Annotated in this window: 21 protein-coding genes; 6 read left to right on the top strand and 15 right to left on the bottom strand. The window is 53.3% G+C overall.

Annotated elements, in window-relative coordinates:
* The first annotated feature begins 2 nt into the window (after positions 1–2).
* Positions 3–1,304 (top strand): IS110 family RNA-guided transposase, encoded by a 1,302-nt coding sequence (locus KTH89_RS17865; protein WP_227117340.1) that lies wholly within the window; start codon positions 3–5, stop codon positions 1,302–1,304.
* 103 nt (positions 1,305–1,407) lie between these two features.
* Here KTH89_RS17865 and KTH89_RS17860 read toward each other — a convergent pair whose 3' ends face one another.
* The 3 genes from KTH89_RS17860 to KTH89_RS17850 all read right to left on the bottom strand — a co-directional run bounded on the left by KTH89_RS17860 (position 1,408) and on the right by KTH89_RS17850 (position 3,797).
* Positions 1,408–2,106 carry an energy-coupling factor transporter transmembrane component T family protein gene (locus KTH89_RS17860; RefSeq protein ID WP_003505041.1) on the bottom strand — a complete coding sequence of 233 codons (699 nt, stop codon included), beginning with the start codon at positions 2,104–2,106 and terminating at the stop codon, positions 1,408–1,410.
* The gene (locus KTH89_RS17855; protein WP_003505039.1) at positions 2,103–2,714 is read right to left on the bottom strand and encodes an MptD family putative ECF transporter S component; all 612 of its coding nucleotides are present in this window, start codon (positions 2,712–2,714) and stop codon (positions 2,103–2,105) included. Before KTH89_RS17855 ends, KTH89_RS17860 begins: the two co-directional genes overlap by 4 nt.
* Positions 2,715–2,846: 132 nt before the next feature.
* Positions 2,847–3,797 (bottom strand): helix-turn-helix domain-containing protein, encoded by a 951-nt coding sequence (locus tag KTH89_RS17850; protein WP_003505037.1) that lies wholly within the window; start codon positions 3,795–3,797, stop codon positions 2,847–2,849.
* A gap of 659 nt (positions 3,798–4,456) precedes the next feature.
* Here KTH89_RS17850 and KTH89_RS17845 point away from each other — a divergent pair.
* The 5 genes from KTH89_RS17845 to KTH89_RS17825 all read left to right on the top strand — a co-directional run bounded on the left by KTH89_RS17845 (position 4,457) and on the right by KTH89_RS17825 (position 7,752).
* On the top strand, positions 4,457–4,780 hold the full coding sequence (locus KTH89_RS17845; protein WP_003505034.1) for a plasmid mobilization protein: 324 nt from the start codon (positions 4,457–4,459) through the stop codon (positions 4,778–4,780).
* Positions 4,747–6,081 (top strand): relaxase/mobilization nuclease domain-containing protein, encoded by a 1,335-nt coding sequence (locus KTH89_RS17840; RefSeq protein WP_003505032.1) that lies wholly within the window; start codon positions 4,747–4,749, stop codon positions 6,079–6,081. Before KTH89_RS17845 ends, KTH89_RS17840 begins: the two co-directional genes overlap by 34 nt.
* On the top strand, positions 6,078–6,431 hold the full coding sequence (locus KTH89_RS17835) for a cysteine-rich VLP domain-containing protein (RefSeq protein ID WP_044911538.1): 354 nt from the start codon (positions 6,078–6,080) through the stop codon (positions 6,429–6,431). The genes KTH89_RS17840 and KTH89_RS17835 overlap by 4 nt, the downstream gene beginning before the upstream one ends.
* A 280-nt stretch (positions 6,432–6,711) precedes the next feature.
* Complete coding sequence (locus tag KTH89_RS17830) at positions 6,712–7,350, top strand: class I SAM-dependent methyltransferase (RefSeq protein WP_003505027.1); 639 nt, start codon at positions 6,712–6,714, stop codon at positions 7,348–7,350.
* Between the two features lie 69 nt (positions 7,351–7,419).
* Complete coding sequence (locus KTH89_RS17825; RefSeq protein ID WP_117441019.1) at positions 7,420–7,752, top strand: DUF6050 family protein; 333 nt, start codon at positions 7,420–7,422, stop codon at positions 7,750–7,752.
* Positions 7,753–8,080: 328 nt separating this feature from the next.
* On the opposite strand, the gene KTH89_RS17820 is transcribed toward KTH89_RS17825, so the two are convergent.
* From KTH89_RS17820 to KTH89_RS17765, 12 genes are all read right to left on the bottom strand, one after another.
* Positions 8,081–8,281, bottom strand: a complete 201-nt coding sequence (locus KTH89_RS17820; protein WP_003505023.1) for a transposon-transfer assisting family protein — start codon at positions 8,279–8,281, stop codon at positions 8,081–8,083.
* A 3-nt stretch (positions 8,282–8,284) separates the two neighbouring features.
* A complete protein-coding gene (locus KTH89_RS17815; protein WP_003505021.1) occupies positions 8,285–12,712 on the bottom strand; it encodes an LPD25 domain-containing protein in 4,428 nt (1,475 codons plus the stop codon).
* Positions 12,713–12,855: 143 nt separating this feature from the next.
* Positions 12,856–14,946 (bottom strand): DNA topoisomerase 3, encoded by a 2,091-nt coding sequence (locus KTH89_RS17810; protein ID WP_129878397.1) that lies wholly within the window; start codon positions 14,944–14,946, stop codon positions 12,856–12,858.
* Positions 14,943–15,740 (bottom strand): DUF4366 domain-containing protein, encoded by a 798-nt coding sequence (locus KTH89_RS17805; protein ID WP_003505015.1) that lies wholly within the window; start codon positions 15,738–15,740, stop codon positions 14,943–14,945. Before KTH89_RS17805 ends, KTH89_RS17810 begins: the two co-directional genes overlap by 4 nt.
* Complete coding sequence (locus KTH89_RS17800) at positions 15,730–15,984, bottom strand: DUF4315 family protein (protein WP_003505014.1); 255 nt, start codon at positions 15,982–15,984, stop codon at positions 15,730–15,732. Before KTH89_RS17800 ends, KTH89_RS17805 begins: the two co-directional genes overlap by 11 nt.
* Before the next feature lie 22 nt (positions 15,985–16,006).
* The gene (locus KTH89_RS17795; protein ID WP_003505012.1) at positions 16,007–17,977 is read right to left on the bottom strand and encodes a C40 family peptidase; all 1,971 of its coding nucleotides are present in this window, start codon (positions 17,975–17,977) and stop codon (positions 16,007–16,009) included.
* A 29-nt stretch (positions 17,978–18,006) separates the two neighbouring features.
* Positions 18,007–20,412: a VirB4-like conjugal transfer ATPase, CD1110 family gene (locus KTH89_RS17790; RefSeq protein ID WP_129878399.1), complete on the bottom strand. Its 2,406-nt coding sequence runs from the start codon at positions 20,410–20,412 to the stop codon at positions 18,007–18,009.
* Complete coding sequence (locus KTH89_RS17785) at positions 20,315–20,764, bottom strand: PrgI family protein (protein WP_003505010.1); 450 nt, start codon at positions 20,762–20,764, stop codon at positions 20,315–20,317. Before KTH89_RS17785 ends, KTH89_RS17790 begins: the two co-directional genes overlap by 98 nt.
* A gap of 6 nt (positions 20,765–20,770) precedes the next feature.
* Complete coding sequence (locus KTH89_RS17780) at positions 20,771–21,337, bottom strand: MT-A70 family methyltransferase (RefSeq protein WP_081459767.1); 567 nt, start codon at positions 21,335–21,337, stop codon at positions 20,771–20,773.
* 21 nt (positions 21,338–21,358) lie between these two features.
* The gene (locus KTH89_RS17775; protein WP_003505008.1) at positions 21,359–22,222 is read right to left on the bottom strand and encodes a VirB6/TrbL-like conjugal transfer protein, CD1112 family; all 864 of its coding nucleotides are present in this window, start codon (positions 22,220–22,222) and stop codon (positions 21,359–21,361) included.
* An 85-nt stretch (positions 22,223–22,307) separates the two neighbouring features.
* Complete coding sequence (locus KTH89_RS17770; protein WP_003505007.1) at positions 22,308–22,523, bottom strand: Maff2 family mobile element protein; 216 nt, start codon at positions 22,521–22,523, stop codon at positions 22,308–22,310.
* Between the two features lie 100 nt (positions 22,524–22,623).
* Positions 22,624–22,851: a hypothetical protein gene (locus tag KTH89_RS17765; RefSeq protein WP_003505006.1), complete on the bottom strand. Its 228-nt coding sequence runs from the start codon at positions 22,849–22,851 to the stop codon at positions 22,624–22,626.
* Positions 22,852–22,857: the final 6 nt, after the last annotated feature.

The raw sequence follows: 22,857 nt of genomic DNA, 5'->3' as shown, positions 1-22,857 counted from the left end.
TCTTGTTAAAGATCAACTATATGTCCACCTTGTTTGTAGGTATTGATGTAAGCTCAAAATCCAATGCGGTCTATGCCATGGATTTTGAAGAAAACAAGTACATCTCATCCTCATTTGGCAACAATCAGCCCGGCGCTGATGAACTTGCCGATATGATCGCTAAATGCATGCAGAAACATAAAAACCTTGATACAATCATCGTTGCTTTAGAGTCTACCTCTGTTTACAGCGTCCATATCGCAAATTTTCTTTCTACATGTGAGACGCTTATGCCGTACAAGCCCTATGTTTTCTGTGTCAACCCCAAGGCTACATCCAATTACCGTAAATCCTATATCGGAATGGAAAAGACGGATCCTATCGATGCTTTTCTCATTGCTGACTTCGCAAGGGTCGGCAGGACGAAAAAGCTTGAGCCTTGGCGCGGCGGCCAGTTTATCGCCCTGAAGCGTCTTACCAGGCATCGCATGCACCTGTCAGAATGCATTACCAGGGAAAAGACCTACATGGTTTCAAACCTGTATCTGAAGTTCAGCGAACTGCAGCTTCTTGAGGGTGATAACAAGCCGTTCAGCAATATTTACGGCGCAACATCTTCTGCCATACTGACGGAGTTCCTGTCCCCCCAGGAGATCATCGACCTCTCAGAGGAAGAACTCCTTTCGTTCCTCGCTGAAAAAAGCAGGAACCGTATTTCTGACATATCCAGGACATCCGAGCTTTTGCGGAAAGCCGCAAGGGACTCGTACCGTTTGGATCAATGCATGTATGAACCACTGAATATTTCACTTGCAAGCTCATTTAACTGCATCCAGGCCTATCAAAAAGAAATAAAACTGATAGAGCAGGCAATTGAAAAGTGCATCAATGGGATGAACCCGAATGCGTTTCTTATCCTGAAGTCCATTCCCGGTATCGGACCGGTATGGGCCTCCGGCATGCTGTCCGAAATAGGCGACATAACTGCGTTCCACTCATCCGATGCACTTGCAAAGTATGCCGGTTTGTACTGGCTGAAAAACGATTCCGGCGATTTTATTTCCGAGGACAATCAAGTCTCAAAAGTCGGGAATCCGTATCTGCGCTATTATCTGGGAGAAGCGGCTAACAGCGTCAGGAAGCATGTGCCAGAATACACTGAGTATTATGCAAAAAAATATGCTGAAGTTACCAAGCATCAGCACAAAAGAGCACTCGCGCTTACATCTCGTAAACTTGTACGGCTTGTTTTTGGATTGCTGGTCAAAAACCAACTGTACACCGGCGAAAAGCTGGACACTCAATCAAATATCAACAAGAACTGATGTTCGCCTTTGGATTTTCCGCCGAAGGTCTATTAAAGTTACCCTTTTTCCTGAAAAATATATCAAAATCTTTTTTAAAAACTCTTGACATATCACCAGAATGCTATAAAAGACAGCAGCACACGGCAGCTCCCACGCTGACAACAATCAAAACGCAATCCAGCACAGCGATCCGGCTGACATAGTAGCTTTCTTTCTTGTAGGGGCTTTCAATTCCCCTGACTATGGCAGAAGCTGCTAACTCGTCCGCGATCTTTAAGGAGCGGAACACCATCGGAACAATGGCGTATTCCAACGTGTCCATTGGATGCCTCAAAACATTACCGACCGATTTTAAGAAGCCACGAATTTTCATGGCTTCCCTGACTTCTCCAAATTCATGCAGCACAGTCGGCGCAAAGCGGAGCATGACGATCAATACAAGCATGATATGGGTAGAAATCGGCATTCTTCTCAAGCTGGCCGTTAATTTCCCAGAGGGGATTTTAGCCAGAAGATAGGCAGGCATAGCCGGAAGCAAAAGTTTGTAAACCATGCTGAGCAACAGTGGAGATGGGACACTGATTTTATATTTCATTTCAATCAGTAGCCATACAAGTGCAACCATATAAATTGAAAAGCACCCAATCGCCTGACGAAACAAACCAAACCAGCACAGGATCAAACAAATCCAAAGGGTAAAAATTCCATGTCCTAAAAAACTTGTTGTAAGGAAAGTAACAAGACAAGCGCACAGCGTCAGGAAAAGAACTGTGCGCCCGTCAATTCGATCAATCCGTCTGCTTTTTGATACGGCCATCATCCTACAATGCCTGCCTTTTGGAAATGCTTTCTGAGCAGACGCTGGCCAAACAACGTGCCGAGGATTGCAAGAACCGCAGTAATAACAACGCCCAAAAGCATCAGCGCAGGAGACGTTACCATAGAGAGCTGCATATTTAAGGTGTTGGCATCAAAACCACTGTTTGCAGCCATTTCCTGATAACTGTCCCAGGACCACCACAACGGTACGGCACAACCTACAAAATTACCGATTGAGTTGACCATCCAGCCAATTCGGTTACGAACCGCACTTTGGTATGTATTCTTGCCAACCATGCACAGTTCGGCAACGAGAGCTACAATCAAGAAATAGGGAATCAAGAACATATAACCCATAACTCCTTGAATCACCCCATAAACCGCAGCCCATGCAAACAACAGTCCGTGTTTGTTGACGCGGTTTGCTGCAACCAGATAAAAGATTGCGCCGATAAATGCATCAATTCCGGCAGAGCCGTACAAATATACTACCGGAAAAGGCAATGTAACCATACCAATTATCATTGCAATAGCAAAATTGATGACCATCATTGCGGCAATCGTCATAATATCGCGAATGCCAAACTTTTTCTTCACCGTTTGTTCCATCTTTGAAACCTCCTTAAAATAAAATGACAGTGTAGTTAGCAATAACTAACTACACTGTCATTCTACACCGGTTTGCAGTCTCTAACTACTCCAAAGGGAAAAGTAAATCAAGAAAACAGCCCAAAAGTTAAATCACTTTTTTGCTTTACGGTAATCCTTTGGAAGCATTCCAAACACTTCTTGAAAGGCTCGCGCAAATTTACTAATATTTGAATATCCAAGTTCACCGGCTATTTGCGTGATTGATTGATCTGTTTCCTGCAAATAAACAGCCGCAAGATTCATTTTATACTTTTTGATATGTGCATAGGGCGTATCGCCATAAATCTGTTTGAAAATAGCTTGAAATGTGACCTTGCTCATTGGCTCCTTTCGCAAAAGTTCTTCTATGGATATTTTTTTGTCGAGGTTTTCTATGAGCTGTTGGCGGATGCGTTTGATGATTTCAATTTGTTCTTTGGCATAATACGTTGCCTCATACTGATCTTCAATCCGCAGCTGTTTGATATGGTAAAATAGTTCCAATAATTTGATACGGAAGTAATTTCTCCCTTCAATACCTTTTGCCGCGTACAATTCATCGAAGATATGTAACAGACGCTGAGGCGTTCGACATAAAAACCACTTTTTTTCTAATTCCAGTTCTCGTCCCAGATTTAGAACATCAATGTTGTAGTACGAAAAAATCTGTTGCGTTTCCGCATCGACAGAATCCTTATCAATCACACAGCTTAGTCCTACGCTATATCCAAAGGGAAAAGAATAGGCCGCAGGAATATTAGCAAGAGCATTGATACATAATTCTCCTTCTTTCATATGAAAAACCTTATTATTTCTTAGTTCAAATTCAACGCGCCCCTTTTGGTAATGACGAATTTCAATGATATTTTTATTTGGAATGGGTTCACGGAAGGTGTCTGTACAATTAAAGTCCATAAAGATCAAATCAATACCAAGGAACAGCGCATAATCATATAGAACCCCTATTCCATTGCACTTGTATTCAACTTTCGTGTAATCATTGCACACTTCAGCGAATGTCGCACCTTCACCATACCATTCTAAGCCATGATGTTGGGTCATCAGAATAGCCCTCCTTTTGGTTAGCCACTTCTAACTATAATATGCCATTTGAAGGAAGCAGTCAAGATAAAGCCAAAGTAAGACTTGCAGATAACAGTATTGGTAGAGGAAGCGAAGACGCTTTGTCCGTTGCTGCACGGGCAAATTATGTTATTGTTTCTTGATGAGGGCAGGCAGCCTAGAGCCGTTCAAAAGCCTCTGTGCTAATAAACTCTGAAAACAACGCTATATGCAGACCATGAAGCCTGATCAGATATAAGAGTAATGTCAACACAATATAGAACAAACCGAAAGAGCCTAGGAACTGAAAATTTTTCTCTTAACCAACAGATAGAGGAAGGCACACAAAGTGAATATCATTTTTCACAGTTTATCAGCACAATTATTGACCAGTACACAAAATAATATTCTCTATTCTGTGTGTTGTGGAGGCCACAAAAAGGCCTCTTATTTTTTTGCAAATTTTTCTTTCCAAAGCGCTATTTTGCGGGTAGTTTGAAAGCTTTTCAGAGTATTAGGAGTGGAGGAAAAGAAAAACAGCAGCAAGCATAGGGAGTGTAGCCACACTCCCGAACATCGGCCCCATCCCTCCCTGCGGGCCGGAGCCGGTTGCTTGTTGGGGAAATCCCCAAACCCCTGAATGAAAGGACGGTGAGGAAATGGCAAATCGAAAACGGAAGTTTGTGCTGCGCGTCCCCGTGACGCCGGAGGAAAGGGCGCTCATTCAAGCGAAGATGGCCCAGCTCGGCACAAGGAATTTTTCAGCCTACGCCCGGAAAATGCTGATTGACGGCTATATTGTCCATGTGGACACCAGCGACATCCGGGCGCAGACTGCGGAGCTGCAAAAAATCGGCGTCAACGTCAACCAGATTGCACGGCGTATCAACAGTACCGGGGCTGTGTACGCGCAGGACGTGGAGGACATCAAGGGGGCGCTGGCCCAGATATGGCAATTACAAAGATACATCCTATCAAGGTAAATCTGAAAAAGGCGCTGGACTATATCGAGAACCCGGACAAGACCGACGATAAGATGTTTGTTTCCTCCTACGGCTGTTCCTATGAAACGGCGGACATTGAATTTCAAATGCTGTTAGATCAGGCGTTTAAGAAAGGCAACAATCTGGCCCACCACCTGATACAAGCCTTTGAGCCGGGCGAAACCACGCCGGAGCAGGTCCACGAAATCGGGCGGCAGCTTGCCGATGAAGTGCTGGGCGGGAAATATCCCTATGTGATAACCACCCACATAGACAAGGGCCACCTGCATAACCACATCATTTTCTGCGCAGTGGATATGGCAAACCAGCGCAAGTACATTTCCAATAAGCAGAGCTACGCCTATATCCGGCGTACCAGTGACCGGCTGTGCAGGGAAAACGGCTTGTCCGTGGTGAAGCCGGGCAAGGACAAGGGAAAGAGCTATGCCGAATGGGACGCCCAGCGCAAGGGCAAGAGCTGGAAAGCAAAGCTGAAAATTGCCATTGACGCGGCAATCCCGCAGGCCAGAGATTTTGACGGCCTCTTACGGCTCATGGAGGCGCAGGGCTACGAGATTAAGCACGGGAAATTCATTTCATTCCGCACCCCCGGACAGGAACGCTTTACCCGCTGCAAAACCTTGGGGGAGGATTACACCGAGGAACGGATCACCCAGCGGATCAGGGGCATTGCCATCGACCGGGGGCCGCGCAGAAGAAGTGCCGGGGAAATCTCCCTGCGGATCGCCTTGGAGGACAGTATCAAGGCCCAGCAGTCGGCGGGCTATGCGCGTTGGGCGAAAGTCCACAACTTGAAGCAGGCCGCTAAAGCCTTAAATTTCCTGACGGAACATCAGATTGAGAGCTACGAGGGTTTGGAAAGCAGGCTGAACGAGATCAGCGCGGCCAACGACGAAGCCGCCGCTGCCCTGAAAGCGGTGGAGCGCCGCCTTGGGGACATGGCGCTGCTGATAAAGCATATTTCTACCTACAAGCAACTGCGGCCCGTGGCGCTGGAACTGCGGCAGGCCAAAGACAAGGCCGCGTTCCGGCGAGAGCATGAGAGCCAGCTTATTTTGTATGAAGCTGCGGCAAAGGCGCTCAAAGAGGCCGGGGTGAAGAAGCTCCCCAACCTGTACGCGCTCAAAACCGAATATAAAAAGCTGGACGGAGAACGGGAACGGCTGTCAGAACAGTATAACGAGGTAAAGAAAGAGCTGAAAGAATACGGCATTATAAAGCAGAATGTGGATGGCATTTTGTGGGTGACACCGGGAAAGGAGCATACACAGGAACGATGAAGCGACCAAGAATGAATTACAGCCAATACCGCAAGTCCCGACGGCTAACGCATGAGTGCTGCAATTACTGTGACGGGAACTGCCTCCTGCTGGACGATGGGGAGGAATGTGTCTGTGTGCAGAGCATTTCCTATTCGCTGCTGTGCCGGTGGTTCAAGGCCGCCGTCCTCCCGCTGGACGCGGCGCTTTATGCCGAACTAATGGAGCGGAGCCAGGCGTTGCGCTGCCGGGAGTGCGGGACGCTGTTTTCTCCCAGGCGGCCCAACTGCCTTTACTGTCCAGACTGTGCCAAGAAACGCAAACGGCAGAGCAAGAAGCTGTGGGCGAGGAAACACCGGGAGCATGCGTAGAAAAAGTAATGGGAAAAGGCCCTGAAATATCAGGGCTTTTTCCTTTGGTCAGAGGGGTGGTCGTATGTTAATACCTTTTCTCCTGGAAGCGGCATTTACTTTTTCTACAAAGTGATACCGATATCCCGCTCTCATTTCTGCGTTGCCATTCTGTTTCTTTTTCCTATGGCTTTCCCCACAATCATATATCCTTGAAAAATCAGTAGATTTTTCAAGTGAGTTCCTATATAATAAAATCAGTTAGTTAATGCGAACTCAGTAAGAGCAAGGAGGTTATTCCATGGGGATTCTCAAACAGTTTTTTAACAACACCAGAAAGCCGAACGGCTGGATGGGAAAAATGATGGTCAGAGGTATGAATCAGGGCCATGCTGCTGTTTCCGATTGGGGGCTTTCCTATTTTCCAGTCGTACAGAAGGCGTCTCATTCTATGATCGCAGATTTCGGATGTGGCGGAGGACGCAATACCGCAGCGCTTTTAAAGCGTTTTCCTGCTGCAACGGTCACCGCCCTGGATTATTCCAAGGTCGCTTGTGATAAAACAAAGCAGTTCAACCGGCATGAGGTGCAGTCTGGGAGATGTAACGTTGTGCAGGGGGATGTGTCTCGTCTCCCTTTTGAAGCGGCGACATTTGATGTGATCACAGCCTTTGAAACGGTCTATTTCTGGCCGGGGCCGGTGGAGAGCTTTCAAGAAGTCTGGCGGGTACTTAAACCGGGCGGGACATTTATGATTGTGAATGAATCGGACGGGACGAAACAGGCAGACGAAAAATGGACTGACATTATCGACGGAATGCGTATTTTTACTCAGGAACAGTTGACGCAATACTTAAAAGATGCAGGCTTTTCCCAGATAGCCGCACATATAAATCGGAAACAACACTGGATTTGTCTCCTGGCGGAGAAAGCACGGTAAGCGGAACCGCCGATTCAAAATGCGGATTCATAGAGATTTCTTACTTACAACACATGATGGAGGGATAGAATGACACGCGGAGAGATTTGGAAAGATTTGTTGAAACACACGGTTTTGCCCCTGATAATCGCACTGTTCCTGTTTTTGATTTTCAAGTCGGTCTTTACCAAAAACGGCGAAACGGAATATTTTTATGTCTGGCTCTGTTGCGGGATTCCCTTTGGGATTCGGCGGATGTTTGTTTGGCTGGTTCCCCATGGATATGACTTAGGCGGCACGGTTGGTATGATTGCTGTGAACTTTATAATAGGCGGCCTGATCGGCGGGGTCATCCTGACCTGGCGTCTGGTGGTTGCTGTATGGTATATTCCTCTGACTATTTACCGATTGCTCACGAATTGATTTGGATTTCCAGTTGTGTCCTGAAATGTTGGGAGGTGTGTGTAGAAAAAGTAAAGGGGAGAAACCCTGAAATATCGGGGCCGCTTCCCTTGGTTGGAGGTATGGCTGAGTGTTAATATCGTTTCCCCCAGGAAAGCCATTTACTTTTTCTACTACAAAAAAGCAGCAAATCGAACGCCAGCCAATGATTCGTCAAGGCGAATAAGTCTGCGTGACGGCTAAAGGTCACATTTGACTATGAAAATGCTATGGATTTGTATAACACGAAAAAAGCGCCGGACGCAAGGGACATATAGCCCCCCGCGTCCGGCGCTTTTGCCTGCTTGGGTTATTCGTCTGTGAAATGGAACGGCTGCGCTTCAAAGTCGGCATCGCCCATAGCGTCCAGCTTATCAAGGGCCTGACGGGCCAGCGCCGCCATATCCTCGCTCATATCCGACAGGGTGGCCCGGATGGCTCCCGATGTCCTGCGCCGGTCACTCTTATGATACATACAAATCAGGTTTTCTTCTTCCACGGTGAAATACATTCCTCATACCTCCAATTCCTTTGATTGTTCCCTATGCGGGGGATTCTTTTTCTGTTCCTTCTTAGCCGCTGCAAGCTGCGCCCGGATGGAGGGCTTTTTCTGGCTATGGTTGGCCTTAGCATTCTTGTGGGCCTGTTTTTGCGTTTGTCCCTCTGCTTTCACTGCCGCAGCGACATCCGAAAGGGAAACCTGTTCTCCGGCCTTTGCTCTGGCTTCCAGTTCTCCCATGGACGGAGTGTTGTTCAGGATGCCGTCGATCATATTTTCGTTCTGTTCGGTGGACATTTCAGCGGTTTTGATGTGGCTGTCCTGCTGGGCCGGGATGGCAAAGGCCCTCGTACCATTTGCCATAATGAGATACCTGCCATCCTCCGACTGGTGGTGAAATCCATACCCGGCAGCCTCCATCTGTTCCCGGCTCATGGCGGTTACATAGAAAGTCCCCCTCGGTGTTTTAACAGTTTCGCCCGTTTCCAGTTTGTCGGGGGTAAGCTGCCGTCCCTGCTCCTTGAAAAATTCCGGCACCTCCCGATAACCGATACGATCCACATAGTAGGCAGTCTGTTTCCCGTCCTGCCGGAACACTACAATATCTCCCATAGAGAGGGAACGTCCCTTGTAATCGGCGGGATGTTCCATATTAAAGCAATGGTAAATCTCGTCCAGAGAGGCGTTCTTATCCAACGGGGCTGTGTAGACCAGCTGGTAATTTTTCCTGTCTACTGAAAGCCCGTCCGCCTGCAAGCCCTCATAGGAACGGTAGCGGAAGTCGCGCCCCTCCGGGCCGCGCGGTACTTGGTAGATGGAAAAGTTAGGCTGCGCCGGGGCATCGGAGCCAGAAGCAATATATTCCTCCACCGTCAAACCGGCGGCCTTGGCCTCCTGCGCGACCTCGGCCTGTACCTGCTCCTTGTAGTTTTGCAAGCTCTTATCAAAGTCGGAAAGCTGCGGCGGCTCCGGCAAAGGTTCCCCCTGATTGAGAAGCGGGCGGCACTCCTTTACATAGTCCACAAGGGCGGTCAAATAGGCGGTCTGCTCTGGCGGGAGGGAATCGCCGGATTGCAAAAGGCGCTGGGCCTCCTGCTCCATACGGGAAAGGTTACAGTGCTGCTTCATATAAGGGATAAACTCATTGAGAAGCATTTCCCGCTGGGCCTTGTCCGCCTCCCATGCCTCCGGCCCCTCGTGGTGCAGCACATGGTTTTTCCAGCTTTCATCCTGCGCGTAGTATTCGTGATACCCTTGGATATGCTCGATCAGGGAACCGTCTCCGTCGCCAAAATCCTGCCGCCCCTCGTAGTTGTCCGGCTGGCCCTGCATAGTAAAATCAATGCGGAACTTGGTTTTATCGTACCAATGACCTGTATAACCCGGCTGTTCCCGGTCATGGCGCTGGGCCTCGTCCAGTGACTTAAAAACGGCATCGGCTTCATGTAACGGCATTTGCTGGCCGTCTTTCAGGTGGGGGCTTTCACTCCAAAGAATCGTAACAATCGGCTCCGCTGCCGGGTCAAGGGTGATCTGGCGCTCGGCGTTTGCCACGGCGATTTCCCCCTCTATCCGGCTTTTCACAAAGCTGTCCACCTCGCCGTACTGCATTTCATAGCCCTGTTCGCAAAGCTCATTGACAAGGGCCATCACCTTTTGCGTGTCGTCCACCGCCTCGGCATATTCCACAATCAACCGGCGTTCCCCGTTGCCTAACCGCTGGCCGTCCTTTTCTGCAAGGTCAATCAAAGCGTTGGCCCGTTCATTGGGGAACGCCTCCGGCATGAATGGTTTTCCGTTCAAAATCCCGTCTATCCTATTCCACGCCTGCGGCTGCCGGGCCTCGGCCTTTTCCAGCGTTCCATCCTTGGAGAGCGTAAAGCCCTGTGTCTGGATGGCCTCTTTCGTCCCCTGCGATACCTCGCCGGTAATTTTCAAATCCGTGTCAATCAGCATTTGCAGCATGGCCCGCACTTCATCGGTCATGGCCTGCTGCTGTTCCGGGGGCAGCTTGGAAAATACGCCGTCCGGGTTTGGCTGCTCGGCGGCCTGCTCTATTGGGGCGGCCTCCGGCTGTTCCTGCTGGGCCTGCCGCTGCTGCTGAAGTTCGGCAAGGTGGCCGTCGATGGCGGTTATCAACTCGTGGGCAGTAGCGCGGATGGTTTCAAGGGACGCCCGCAGCTCTTGCAGGTCTTTGCCAGAACTCCACCCGGCCACATACCCAAAGGAATAGTCGGACGTGTCCAGCCCGTAGTGCTGGCAGACGGCATAGGCCACGCTCTCGGCCTGTACCTCGCGGGTTCGGCTGTCGGGCCGGGCGGCCTGCTCTGCGGGCGTGGCCTCCGGGTCTATGGCGTGGAGCTTGGAATGGGCGATTTCGTGAATGGCCGTCTTGACGGTCTGCAATTCGCTCATGCCCTCCTGAATAGCAATCCGCTTTTCCGTCAGGTGGTAGTAGCCGTGAGAGCCTCCGGGGATGTCCTCAAAACCAATCGGGACGGGGGAGGTCTGTTCCAGCGCCTTGAAAAAATCTTGGTATTGCTCCACGCCGCCCGTCAATTCCTCCACCCCCAAAGAGGGCAGCGGCTCCCCCTCGGTCTGGCTCACGTCAAAGACGGAAACAATCTTAAAGGCCGGAACCTGTACCTCCTGAACCTCGGTGACAGGCTTTCCGTCCCTGCCGATCACTTGCTTGCCCTGGGCGTCCAGCTTCGGCACTTCCTTTTTGGCCTTAAACGGGGCTGGAGCCAGTATCTTGATGGCCTTTTCGCCTTTCTTGACGTTGCGGTGAAAATCATCCCGCCACTTGTTATAGCCTGCGACAAGCTGGCCGCCCTGCATGGCGATCAGGAGCGTGTTGTTAAAGCTGTAACTGTGGAACTTCGCCATAGAGGTGAGATAGGCTTTGTAGCGTTCACTCTCGAAAAGTTCTTGTATTCCTGTTTCCAGCCGGTCGGTGATTTCTTTCATGCGGTCGGCGCTGTTCTGGCTGTTCAGGATAATGGGGGTGACGGGCTGCGGGGGCGGAGCTGCGGCCTCCTGTTTCTGCTCTGGCTGGGCTTTTGCTTCCTCCCGCAGCGCTTCCGGCGCGGGATAGCCCATTACCCGGTATTCCTCCGGCACGGGCTGGCCCTCGTGGACGCGCTGCCACTCGTCGCCGGTTCGCAGGAGATAGCCGTACTCCGTAAACGTGCCTTTTTCCTCGCTGGCGATAAACTGGCCCAGCCGTTCCGTGTCGATGGCCGGTTTCCACTCGTCGGGGACTACCATCAGGCCGGAACGGTTTAAGTAGTAATCCCCCAGTGTGCGGTTGTCCTTGGCGTCGATCAGGATAAAACAATCGGTGTTCTCGGCGTAGTCGATGATCTGGCCGATAGACTGAAATTTTTCCGGAGAGTGCATGGCGGCGTTGAGGCCTGCAAGCTCCACAGCGTCCAGCTTTTGAAGCTGGGCGGCAAGGAAATTCAATTCGTCCACACTGGCGGCCCGTACCAAATCCTCCGGCAATTCCAGCGCCCGGCCCTCCGGGGCAGAAATGCCGTCAATGAAAAAATCCTGCGGGTTGTCGGCGCTGATGTGGATTTCTTTCATGGCGGCCTGCACCTGTTCAGCGGTGGCCGGCAGGGAAAGCCAGTAGCCGTGCGGCCCGCCGGACTGCGCTTCGGCGCGGTTGTCAATCAGGATAGAAAATACTTCGTTCACGGGTTCCCTCCTTTCAGGCGGTTGGATAGCAGGGGACGGCTCCGGCTGTTCTTTTTCGGCCCCGGTGGTCTGCTGGGGCAGCTCGGCGGCCTGACTGGGCGCTTCCCCCTCGATGGTGTAACCGGGGAGCAAAAGGCCATTCACCTTGAAATAGTCGGCGTACTCCTTGAGGATGGCCGGGGAGATTTCCGTAAACAAATGCTGGTGGGCCTTGATACGGCCATTCAGATATTTGTCCAGTGCTTCCCGGCTGTCAAAGACTTTCTTTTGCCCGGCGATTCTGGCCTGTCCGTAATTCCCCGGCGCATTGGTGTAAAGATTCCAGTCCAGCGTCCATGAATAGGGGATGGATTTCTCCGCCGCGCTGTTATACCGAGTGTTCTCGGTAATGGAATAGGACATTTTATAGACGGCGTTGCTGCGGACGCGGAGAAAATCGCCCTGCGGCTCCCATTGGTTTGCGGTATGCTTGACAGGAAGCGTCCGGGCATAGTCCAGCGTTTTATCAAGGGCAAGGGTCTTTCCGGCCTGTTCCTCCCATGCGGCGGCCAGCTCCTTTAGACGGTTAAACACTTCCTGTTCGGCGGCGGCGCTTTCCTCCCGCTGCTTCAAAAGCTCCGACAAGGGCAGGGCCGCCAGGCCGGAAAGGTCGGACTGTTCACTTTCAAAGTAAATCCGGCGCTCAATCTTCATGGTTTCAGCCGTTTCTAAGCTGTCATGGTCGTAAGAGCTGTACGACATTCATTCCTCACATCCTTTCTGTGGTCGTGTTTTGCGTAGGGGTTTGGGGATATTCCCCAACAAGCAAACTCCCCGGCCCGGCAGGGTGTACCGGGTCAGGGAGTTTTCGGGAGTGTGGCTACACTCCCTATGCTTGCTGTTTTTTAGTTCTTTGCCCTCCGTTCTATGCGATAGTTGACGTATTTCCCGCCCGTATCAGCCAAAAGTACCGTGCCGTCGTAGGTCTTTCCCGTTTTCACGGAATAGAGGCCCTTTATCTTGACTTTCCCGCTTTTAAGGAGCGCGGCGGCGATTTTCGGGGTGAACGCTTTCTTTCGTTCCTCAAAAAATCGGTCATTCTTCCACATGACAAACTGGCAGGCCCGGTTTCCGCAATAGTAGTTCTTTTTCCCCTCGTAGACGCTTTCCCCGCAGCGCGGGCATTTGCCGATAACCACACGCTCGTTTTGAAACAACTGCTGGGCGTCCTCGCTGATCTGGGAATAGTTCGCAATCAGGCCCCGCGTCATTTCCTCAATGCCCTGCATGAAGCTCTCCGGGGCGGCCTCCCCCTTGGCAATCGCCGTCAGCTCCTTTTCCCACTGTGCCGTAAGCTGGGGAGAGGTCAGCACATCCGGCAGGAGGCAGGCAAGGTTGTGGCCGTCCTTGGTGGGAAGTAGCTGCTTGCCCTTTCGCTCGATAAATCCCATCTGCACCAGCTTTTCTAAGATGGAGGCGCGGGTGGCCGGTGTGCCTAAGCCCTGCCTCTCGGCGTCCTCCGGCATATCCTCGGCCCCGGCCCGTTCCATAGCCGACAGCAGCGTATCTTCGGTGTAGGGCTTTGGCGGCGTGGTGAAATGCTCGGTGGCGCTGGCCTCCACCTTGTCAAAGGTCTGGCCCTCGGTAATCTCCGGCAGCTCCCGCGCAAGCTCCGGCGCGTCCTCGTCGGCGTCGGTCTGAAAGGAAGCCTTAAAGCGCCGGTCAATCTCTTTCCATCCCGGCGTCAGGATGGTTTTGCCCTTGGCGGTAAATTCATTCCCGGCGCAGGTGATTGTGGCGGTGACGGCCTCATACACATGGGGCGCGGCCACGGCGCACAGCAGCTTGCAGCAGACAAGGGAAAGTAGTTTTTTCTCCCCCTCGGTCAAGCCGTCAAAGCCCTTGGCGATAAACTCCATTGTGGGGAGGATGGCGTGGTGGTCGCTCACCTTTTTACTGTCCAGAATCCGGCCAAACTGCGGGGAGAGGTCAAGCCCCTTTGCAAAGGGAAGCAGGGGCCAGAGGCCGGACACAAGGCTTTCCGCTGTGGGCTGCATATCGTCGGTTAAATACCGGCTGTCCGTGCGGGGGTAGGTCAGCAGCTTTTTTTCGTAGAGCTGTTGGGCGTAATCAAGGGTCTGCTTGGCGGTAAAGCCAAAGAGCCGGTTGGCCTCCCGCTGCAAGGTGGTAAGGTCATAGAGGCGGGGCGGCTGCTCCGTCTTTTTCTCCCTCGCCACGGAAACACAAACGGCCTGCGCCCCGGCGCAAGCCGCTTTCAGGCTGTCCGCCTCGCCGGGGTTGGAAATGCGGCTGCTGGCCGCCTCCATGCCGCCCGCTGCGATATGGACAACGTGATTTTTCTCTTTCTTGAAACCGCTGATTTTGGCCTCCCGGTCAACCAGCATTTTTAAGGTGGGCGTCTGCACCCGGCCCACGGTCAGGGTCTTGTGGTAGAGGATGGAGAAAAGCCTTGTGGCGTTTATCCCCACCAGCCAATCCGCCCGCGCCCGGCAAAGGGCCGATTGATAGAGGGCGTCATAGTCCGCGCCGGGTTTCAGGCTGGCAAAGCCGTCACGGATGGCCCCGTCCTCCATGCTGGAAATCCAAAGACGCTTGAACGGCTTTTGACAGCCCGCCATCTGATAGACGAAACGGAAAATGAGTTCCCCCTCGCGTCCGGCGTCGGTGGCGCACACAAGGCCGTCCACATCGGGGCGCTCCATCAGGGAACGCAGGACTTCAAACTGCTTTTTCTTCTCGTCCGGGATGATATACTGCCATTCCTGCGGGAGAATCGGCAAATCGTCATAGCGCCACTTCTTGAAACGCCCGTCGTAGGCCCCGGCGTCGGCAAGGGAAACCAGATGGCCGATACACCAGCTCACCAGATAGCCGTTTCCCTCAAAGTAGCCGTCCTGTTTCTTATCCGCGCCGGTCACGCCTGCAATGCTGCGGGCTACGCTCGGCTTCTCTGCAATCACTAACTGAATACTCATTCCTCGTCCTCCTTATTCGTTTCTGTTGCTTCTTCCTCTATCAACAAATCTTCCCCCGGCTCTTGGGCGTCCCCATCGGTGGCGTCGTCCGGCTCCGGGGCTTCTTCTTCGTCCTCGCCAAAGTCGTACTCATCCAGATCATCGCTGCCCTTGACATCCGCTTTCGGCTTACGGAGCTTAAAGAAGTAAAGGGCCGCGCCGCCGCCTGCCAGCGCTACCACAAGGAACACCACAAGGCCGCCCATACCGCCACTTTCTTTCTCCGGCGCTGCCGGTTCTTCCTCGCCTACGGGTTCCGGCTCCGGCCCGGCGCAGGCGGTCAGGTTATTCTTACAAACCGGGCAGGCCGTGTTGACGGCTCCGGCTTCACACTTGGCCGTGCAGGTGCAGGCTTGCGGCTCCTGTTCGCCGTCCTCCAACAACGCTTGCAGGTCGGCGTCGTCCACTTGGTTCAGGAAATGCACGGAGGTTTCCTTGTCCTCGTTGGCCCGGTCAATCAGGATATAGAAATAATTCCCGGCCTTGGTTGTGACGGTGATAAGCTGTTTATCCCCGTAGAAATCATCTACCAGAGCCGCGTTGCCCTCCGGGGTGACGGGTACGCCCTCCGGCTCCATCTCTATGCCCCCGGTGGTGGGTTCCTCCGTTTCCTCCGGCAAAGGGGCCTCGGTGGTTTCCGGCAGCGGCTCCGGGTCAGGGTCAGCGCCCCCGGCGTAGGCGGTGACGGAAAAAGCCGCCATGCAAAGCACAGCGACCAGCGTCACGGTAAATCTGCGAATGAGCTTATTCTTCATCAGCGTTTCCCTCCTGTTCAAACTCCGGCTGCGGGGCCGGGGGCGCTTGCAGAGCGCCGCCGCGCACAAAGGCGGCGAACTCCTGCGGGGTCATGTTCAGACCGCGCACAAGCTGGACGATCTGCAAGTTTTCCTGTTCGGTCTTTGCCGCTTCCAGCTCCCGGAGCTGTTTCTGCAATTCCGCGATCTTGCCCTTGGTTTTCTCAATGTCCTTTTCAATACGGTCAAGTTTATTTGCTGCCATAGTCTAAAACTCCTTTCTGGCGTCAGGGTAGACGCCCGTAACAAAATAGGTGAGATTGCCAGTAACTTGAATTTAGATTTGTGTAAGAAATGGGGTCGCCACAGTGCAGCATGACGGAATTACCCACATAAAGCCCCACATGGGAAACGCCGGGAGTGTCGTAGGTGCCGACGAAAAACACCAAATCGCCGGGCTTGGCCTGCCCCGCTGTGACGGGGGTACAGAGGTTATAAAGCCCCTGCGCCGTCTGCCGCCCGACGCTCCATCCGCTCTGATTGAGTACCCAGCTAATAAAGCCGGAACAATCAAAGCTGGTGCTTGGAGAGCTGCCGCCCCACACATAGGGATAGCCCACATATTTGTCCGCTTCCGCAATCATGGCCGCAAAGGTTTCATCTTCCAAAGCTTCCGGGGGGATTTCATAGTAGGTCGGCTCCTTGACGGTGGAGGCATGGGGATAGCTGCCGGTTGGAAAGAGGTCTGGCCGGTTGCCTAATGTCTGCATATAGGCCGCGTACAGGCTTAACTGTTCCTCGTCCATGAGATAAACGGGCAGGTGGGATAAGTCGTTGTTGGTAAGTGTCACGTTGCAGATATAGTAGGTATAGGGGACTTCCACCTCGTACTCGTTGCCCTCGCTGTCTGTCCTCGTTTCCGTGCGGTAACGGATTTCCGTTTCAATGGTCTGCGTCAGGGTGTATTGCTGTTCAAAGAGCATGGCAAGATCGCCCTGTACCTCGTCCAGCGTAAACGCCCCGCCGTGGAGCGCGGAGAGGATAGATGTCAGCACATAGGGGTCATGGCTGATTTCGTCCAAATCAAAACGGTACTCGTCGTAGCCGGGGTGCAGGCTTTCGTAGTTGTCAAGCTCATGCTGCAAGTCGGCCTCCATCCCGGCGTAGGCGTCCTCGGCCCCCAGCATATCGCTGTCCTCGGACAGATAGGAGGTGGCCGCAAGCCCCGTCCCGGCGCTGCCGAACATGGCGGTGCAGGATTGCAGGCCGCCCATAATCAGCATGAGAAGCAGGCCCACGCCGCCGATCAGCAGCGCCCCTTTCCAGTGGCGGGCCACAAAGGAGGCGGCCTTTTTGCTTTCCTTGGCGGCTTTCCTGGCTGTGGTGGCCGTGGTCTTGGCGGTGCTGGCCGCGCCCTGTGCCGTCTGGCCCGCCGCCCGCGCTGCCTTGGCATACTGCCGCTTGATTTTCTGCTTCTGCCAGAAGCGGGAAACCGGGTTCTTTACCGCCTGCGCCATTTCCGGGTTATCCCGCAGGGATTTTTGATACACAAACTCGGCGTTGGCGGCTATGGATTTCCTCTCGGCCTTGGCTGCGGCCCGGTAGGGCTTTAGCTTATGCCGCTGTCTGGTGCTTCTTAGGGCCTTGCCCGCCTGACGCTCGGCCAGTTCTTCCCCCTTGTGGCCGCCCTCCACGCCCACGTTTTCGTGTTCTACCTCGTGGATTTTCCCGTGGAGATATAGCCCCGCCTCCTGTACGGGGCGGCTGGCCGGATTGGTTTTGAGCTTCGGCGGGTCTTTTTCCACTTTTTCAAAGTGAAGTTTACTCTTGGCCTTTCCCTTGGCTTCATCGTAGACGGTTTCCTTGGTAAGTACGCGCTTCTTCGGGAGGGCGTCTTTGGCCGCGTCCAGCTTATCCGCCCGTTTCTCGGCTTTTTTGATATAGGGGGCAAGCTCCGGGGAGGCCCGTTCCTCGGCGGTAAATTGCAGGCGGGAGGTGGGCCGGTGCAGGGCTTCGCCTCCCTCCGCCACTACCTCTCCGGCGTCCTTGGCCGCCTGCTTCGCCTTATGGCGGCTGTGGAGCTGGTCGGCCCGTTCCAGTGCTTTTTCCGCCGTGCCGCCCGGCTCGGCGGTATATTCCTGCTCGGCCTCCCGGCTGGACACGTTGACGTTCTCGCCGGTGGTCTGGTTATCCAGCGTCAGCCCGTCGTGGGTCATGCGCTGGGTGATTTTATCACGGGGTTTTAAGGGGCGCTTCATGGTAAATCACCTCCTATCTGGCCCGGCGCTCATATTGTGGCCCCCTCGCCTAACCGGGTCGTCATGATCTGGTAGAGCTGCGTGTTCTTCGGGATCGGGTTCTTAAACGGCAGAATCACGTTCTCATAAATCAAAAGCCCCTCGCCGGGTTCGGAATTGTCCACATACCGTAGCTGCTGGGGGGAAATGTTCAGCCGTTCCGCAAGGATTTTCCTATCACCGCTGGCCTGATTTAACAGGCAGATAAAGTCGCTGTTTTCCAAAATGTTCTCGATTTCCGGGGAGGAAAGGAGGTCTTTCACGTTCTGGGTGGCACCTGTCGGGACGCCGCCCCACTTCCTGAAACGCTTCCAAATCTCGCAGGAAAAGGCCGCCGTTTGTTCCTCCCGCAAAAGCAGGTGAAATTCATCACAAAAGAACCACGTCGCCTTGCCCTGGCTGCGGTTCTGCGTCACCCGGCCCCAAATCTGGTCTTGGACAATCAGCATACCGATTTTCTTTAGCTGCTTGCCTAACTCCTTGATGTCAAAGGCCACAATCCGGCTTTCAATGTCCACGTTGGTACGGTGGTTAAAGACGTTCAGGGAGCCGGACACATACAGGTCAAGGGCCTGCGCCACCCGGTCAGCCTCCGGGATATGCTGGTCTAACAGGGCTTGGTGGAGATCGGAAAGTATTGGCATATTTTCCGGGCGGGGGTCTGCCAGATAGAGCCGGTAGATCACCTGCACGGCCCGGTCAATCACCGTCTTTTCGATGGCTTCCAGCCCGTTCTTGCCGCCCATGACAAGCTCACAGAACGACAGCACAAAGTCGGATTTTAAGGCCAGCGGGCTTTCATCCTCGGAGTAATTCAGGTTGATGTCCAGCGGATTCACATAGCTTTTGCTGGTGGGCGAGAGCTTCACCACCTGACCGTGAAGCCGCTTGACAAGGGGGTAATACTCCGCCTCCGGGTCACAGATATACACGTCGTCCGGCGTACAGAGGAACACGCTCAAAATCTCGGATTTACAGCTCATGGACTTGCCGCTTCCGGGGGTTCCCAGCTTTAAACCGTTGGGGCAGCGCGCCCGCTTCCTGTCCAGCATAATCATGTTGCCGGTCTTGGCGTTGACGCCGTAATACATGGCGTCGCCGCCCTGAAAAAGCTCCTGCGTCACGAAAGGCACGAATACGGCTACGCTGGAAGTCGTCAGGGAACGCTCAATTTTGATGTGGCTGGCCCCCAAAGGGAGGCTGCTCATAAGGCCCTGCTCCTGCTGGTAGTCCAGACGGACAAGCGAACAGTTGTATTTCTGCGCCACGCCTGCGGCCCAAAATACATCGTTGTCCAGCTTTTGCCGGGTGTCGGCGGTGTTCAGCACCAGAAAGGTGAGCTGAAACATCCGTTCATTCCGGCTCTGCAAGGTCTTTAATAGCTCCTTGGCGTCCTGCCCGTAGGTGGCAAGGTCGCTGGGAAGTATATCCATGTCGTAACCGCTGCGGACGGCCCGTTTCTGTTCCTGAATCTTCATGGCGTCAAGGTCGGTGATTTTCCGCTTGACGGTTTTAATGGCCTCGCTCTGGTCGATGGCCTGCACATGGAGGTTGACGACAATCCCGTTTTCCGTGTTGAGGAAGTCCGCCAGCATTTCATCCGACAGCTCCGGGGAAAGGATGTTTAAGAAGCTCACAGCCCCATACTTGCCACCCAGCCCAAACAGCCGGGCATTTCCGAAACGGAACGAGGACGGGGCGATAAAGTCCTTGGTGGAGAGGCCGGAGGGGGCCAGCCATTTCCAATCGAATGGAAACGGCTCCCCGTCCGGGTGGAAAATGCTGTACATGACTTCCAGACGAGCTTTCGCGTCCAGCCCCCACGCCACGGCCCCCATGCTCTTGAAATAGCCTAAGAGGTCGGTTTCAATGCGGCGCAGCCTTGCGCGGGCCAGTTTCAGGTTGTCGGCCTCGATGGTGTAGGTCAGGAATTTCCGTTTCATGAGGCCGTTGTTCCCGCTTACAAGCTGGTCTTTCAGGATGGCGGAATACTCGGCCCGGATGTCGTCAAAATCATCCCCCTGCGCCCGGATTTCAAAGCTCTTGGCGTACTGCTTAGGGTCGATCTTGTGGTTGATAAAAGAAAACTGGACGTGGATAGAGGCGTCCAGATAGTTGTATAAATCGCACAGGTTTTCAAAGATGGCCGTCTTGGTGTCCGCCTGCGCGAGCTGATAGCTGATGTCCGCAAACTCGATACACTTGGAGAACGTGCGGGGCGTCAGGCGGCAAATCCCGTCCTGATACATGGCCTCGTAGGGAATACTCTCCTGTGCGGAGTGGGGCTTGCCGTCGCCCTTATACTTGCGGATGACGGCCTGAATCTCTTTCTTTTCTGCGCGGGTCAGCTTTACCGGCTTTTTTTCCGGCGCTTCGTTCCTTTGCTTTTTGGACAATGGCGTTTACCTCCTTTTCCATTTGTCGCTGCCGCACAAGGGCAGAATAGGCGTTGTTGGTCTGGTAGGGGCGCTCTTTCGGCATAAGAAAGCAGCACTGGATGATCTGCCATACCACCACTTCAAGGGGCTGGCCGTGGCGCTCATAGAGGGCCAGAAGCAGGCCCGGAAGCATGGCGAACACCATAATCAGTGCCGCCGCGCTAGTGGGGACGCGGCCCCTAAGTAAAAAGAAAAGCGGGACGCCTACAAGCAGCGCACCGCCAAAACAAATGAGCTGCCGTTTCGTCAGCCCAAACACCACCTTGGATTTCACGCGGGTAAAATCCTTGGGAACAGTTACATAAGCCATAAAATATCACCTCGTTTCTGATACGGACAGTGAAACGTCGCTGTCCACTTCGTTGCCCCACACCTCCCAGCCGGGGGTTTTCTGTCTTGCGAACAGTTCCACGCGAGGCAGGTCGCCCGCCAGCTCTATGATTTTCTCGCGGGTAATGTCTGGTTTCTTGCTGTGTTCCTCAATGGGGGAAATGATAAACTGATGGACGCTTTTAGAATGGCGCTTCGGCTGGCCCCGCTTGGCAAGCAGGCAGATTTCCGCGTTTCCCCTTGTCCAGTAGCCCAGCCCGTAAAACCATGTGGGGCTTTTGCGGTTTAATTTCAGCCAGACAAAGGCCACGGTCTTGAATGTGAAGCCCCACGCCTTAATCAGCCGCAACGCCTCTGGAAGCTGCGGGAATGTGGCCCACAAAAACAGCAGGCAGTCCCGGTCAGCCAGCGTTTCCACTGGCAGGGCGCACAGCTCGTCAATCCCCATCGTGGGATAGTGCTTTTCCGCCGCCCCCTGTACCGCTTTCCGTTCATAGCGCCACGGCGGGTCGGCGTAAATGATGTTGTAGGTTTTCTTTTGTGTTTCCTCTATGGTTGGTGTTCCTCCTGTCTGTCAGTGTGCAGTAAATACGGCTTTCGATATGCTGCCGGTCTTGAACAGACAGAAGCAAAGCAAAACGGTATAGCCCATACAGCCCCATATCGCGCCGGAAATGTCGTCCGCCGTGCCGATCTCCTGAATCAGCACCGCATAAATCCCGACAACCACCATAATGAGAAAGGCTTGGAAGCCCAGCGCCAGCAGGGATTTCAAATAGTTCTGGCCGACGCCGCGCCACTCCGCGTTTCCCAGCGTGGCAAGGGGGATAGGCCCCAGCGCGGTCACAGCGTATATTTCAATCATTCTCCCGTAGGTCACAAGGAAAATGCAGATGGAAAGAATGTTCATCGTCAGCCCCACCACAAGGGTCTGGAACCACAGGCCGAGCAGCGGCCCAATGTCCATCGCGTCAAGGCGGCTTTCCAGATCAGGCAGCAGCGTGTCAAAGTCAATGCTGGTTTCCCCGATGATTACCCCGGCGCTCTGGTTGACGACTTGTTGCGTGGCGTCGAACACGCCCATGACGATATTCCATGTGTTCGTCACAATGAGGATGGCAAAGGCGCTCTTGAACATCCAGCGGAAAAACATGGAGCTGTCAAAATCGTGCATATTGTTCTTTTCTACAATCATTTCAATCAGCTCATAGCACATCACAAGGGCGAGAATGGCCGCCGCGATAGGGACGATTACCGTTTCCGACAGGGATTGCAGCATAGAAAAAATACCGCCGTTCCAGTCCTGCGGGGTACTCCCCACGTCCGACGCGATTTCCCCGACTTTGGTATTCACGGTGTTAAACAGCCCTGACAGGTTCCCCATGATACCGTCAATCAGGATTCCTTTTATCCATTCCCCAATCAAATCACCGATCATGTGGGTACACCTCCTTTCCCGCGCCCTCCCAAAAAGAGGGAGGGCGCGGGGGCGATTCTAAGGTTAGCGGTTGGCATTGGGCCGGTTATCCCAGCAGCCCGGAGAGCAGCGGAACAAGGGTAACGCCGATCAGCGCCACGCCGCCGCCCGCGACTAACTGCTTGACCCCTTGGCTTTTGGAGGCCGGGTTGTCCTGCCCGTACCCCTCCAAAAGATTGACACCTCCCCACACGCAAAGCGCACCGCCGAGGCCCACAACGATAGTCTGTAAAACGTCAACAGCAGAATTGAAAAAATCCATAAATTACCTCCATACATTCAGATTGTGATGTTGTTTGGTTTCAAAAAAAGCTGCCGGTCATTTCCCGGCAACAGCGTCACAATCCGCAGGCGGCCCGGAGTTATTGGCCGCCCAGCCATTCCCGCAGGGCAGTCACATAGATTTCCGCCCATGCGTCACACACTTGCCGGTTGATTTCCATTTCCATCTGTACGGCCTCCGCGTCGGTGGGGACGGTGTTGTGTTCCGCTATCCACCGGCACATGACGGCAACAGAAAAAATGGCGCGATAGACGTTCTCTATCGACTTGAAGCAATCCGCAAATGTAATTTCGTCCGAGTGTTTCATAGGTCA

This window comes from Diplocloster agilis, from assembly GCF_019042275.1.
Lineage (GTDB): Bacteria > Bacillota > Clostridia > Lachnospirales > Lachnospiraceae > Diplocloster > Diplocloster agilis.
Note: the sequence above shows the minus strand (reverse complement) of the source record. Positions and strands in the feature narration are given on the sequence as shown.

What these genes read in the sequence shown, in the direction of transcription:
- KTH89_RS17835 (WP_044911538.1), top strand. Translation starts at nt 6,078, where the DNA reads ATGAAGCGACCAAGAATGAATTACAGCCAATACCGCAAGTCCCGACGG.
- KTH89_RS17830 (WP_003505027.1), top strand. Translation starts at nt 6,712, where the DNA reads ATGGGGATTCTCAAACAGTTTTTTAACAACACCAGAAAGCCGAACGGC.
- KTH89_RS17815 (WP_003505021.1), bottom strand. Translation starts at nt 12,712, where the DNA reads ATGTCGTACAGCTCTTACGACCATGACAGCTTAGAAACGGCTGAAACC.
- KTH89_RS17775 (WP_003505008.1), bottom strand. Translation starts at nt 22,222, where the DNA reads ATGATCGGTGATTTGATTGGGGAATGGATAAAAGGAATCCTGATTGAC.
- KTH89_RS17845 (WP_003505034.1), top strand. Translation starts at nt 4,457, where the DNA reads ATGGCAAATCGAAAACGGAAGTTTGTGCTGCGCGTCCCCGTGACGCCG.
- KTH89_RS17810 (WP_129878397.1), bottom strand. Translation starts at nt 14,946, where the DNA reads ATGAGTATTCAGTTAGTGATTGCAGAGAAGCCGAGCGTAGCCCGCAGC.
- KTH89_RS17805 (WP_003505015.1), bottom strand. Translation starts at nt 15,740, where the DNA reads ATGAAGAATAAGCTCATTCGCAGATTTACCGTGACGCTGGTCGCTGTG.
- KTH89_RS17855 (WP_003505039.1), bottom strand. Translation starts at nt 2,714, where the DNA reads ATGGAACAAACGGTGAAGAAAAAGTTTGGCATTCGCGATATTATGACG.
- KTH89_RS17825 (WP_117441019.1), top strand. Translation starts at nt 7,420, where the DNA reads ATGACACGCGGAGAGATTTGGAAAGATTTGTTGAAACACACGGTTTTG.
- KTH89_RS17765 (WP_003505006.1), bottom strand. Translation starts at nt 22,851, where the DNA reads ATGAAACACTCGGACGAAATTACATTTGCGGATTGCTTCAAGTCGATA.
- KTH89_RS17860 (WP_003505041.1), bottom strand. Translation starts at nt 2,106, where the DNA reads ATGATGGCCGTATCAAAAAGCAGACGGATTGATCGAATTGACGGGCGC.
- KTH89_RS17800 (WP_003505014.1), bottom strand. Translation starts at nt 15,984, where the DNA reads ATGGCAGCAAATAAACTTGACCGTATTGAAAAGGACATTGAGAAAACC.
- KTH89_RS17820 (WP_003505023.1), bottom strand. Translation starts at nt 8,281, where the DNA reads ATGTATTTCACCGTGGAAGAAGAAAACCTGATTTGTATGTATCATAAG.
- KTH89_RS17770 (WP_003505007.1), bottom strand. Translation starts at nt 22,523, where the DNA reads ATGGATTTTTTCAATTCTGCTGTTGACGTTTTACAGACTATCGTTGTG.
- KTH89_RS17785 (WP_003505010.1), bottom strand. Translation starts at nt 20,764, where the DNA reads ATGGCTTATGTAACTGTTCCCAAGGATTTTACCCGCGTGAAATCCAAG.
- KTH89_RS17795 (WP_003505012.1), bottom strand. Translation starts at nt 17,977, where the DNA reads ATGAAGCGCCCCTTAAAACCCCGTGATAAAATCACCCAGCGCATGACC.
- KTH89_RS17840 (WP_003505032.1), top strand. Translation starts at nt 4,747, where the DNA reads ATGGCAATTACAAAGATACATCCTATCAAGGTAAATCTGAAAAAGGCG.
- KTH89_RS17850 (WP_003505037.1), bottom strand. Translation starts at nt 3,797, where the DNA reads ATGACCCAACATCATGGCTTAGAATGGTATGGTGAAGGTGCGACATTC.